This is a genomic window from Streptomyces sp. NRRL S-1813, from assembly GCF_000719605.1.
Taxonomy (GTDB): Bacteria; Actinomycetota; Actinomycetes; order Streptomycetales; family Streptomycetaceae; genus Streptomyces; species Streptomyces decoyicus.
In genome coordinates this window covers 1-554 of sequence record NZ_JOHB01000096.1, presented here as the reverse complement: position 1 = coordinate 554, position 554 = coordinate 1, and the positions used below count along the sequence as shown (strand labels likewise).

General features: G+C 64.8%; 1 pseudogene. It reads left to right on the top strand.

The features are described 5' to 3' along the window. A pseudogene (locus IF67_RS0138470) lies at positions 1–554 on the top strand (Fe-S cluster assembly protein SufB); the annotation flags it as partial.

The following is a 554-nucleotide window of genomic DNA, read 5'->3' as shown; positions in this document are numbered from 1 at the left end:
GAGCTCGAGGGCCTGGGTCGGTACGAGTACGGCTGGGCCGACTCCGACGCGGCCGGCGCCGCGGCCAAGCGCGGTTTGAACGAGGACGTCGTCCGCGACATCTCCGCGAAGAAGAACGAGCCCGAGTGGATGCTCAAGCTGCGTCTCAAGGGTCTGCGCCTCTTCGACAAGAAGCCCATGCCGACCTGGGGCTCCGACCTCGGCGGCATCGACTTCGACAACATCAAGTACTTCGTGCGGTCCACCGAGAAGCAGGCCGAGTCCTGGGAGGACCTGCCGGAGGACATCAAGAACACGTACGACAAGCTCGGCATCCCGGAGGCGGAGAAGCAGCGCCTCGTCGCCGGTGTCGCGGCCCAGTACGAGTCCGAGGTCGTCTACCACCAGATCCGCGAGGACCTGGAGGAGCAGGGCGTCATCTTCGTCGACACCGACACCGCGCTGAAGGAGCACGAGGAGCTCTTCAAGGAGTACTTCGGCACCGTCATCCCGGTCGGCGACAACAAGTTCGCCTCGCTGAACACGGCCGTGTGGTCCGGCGGATCGTTCATCTA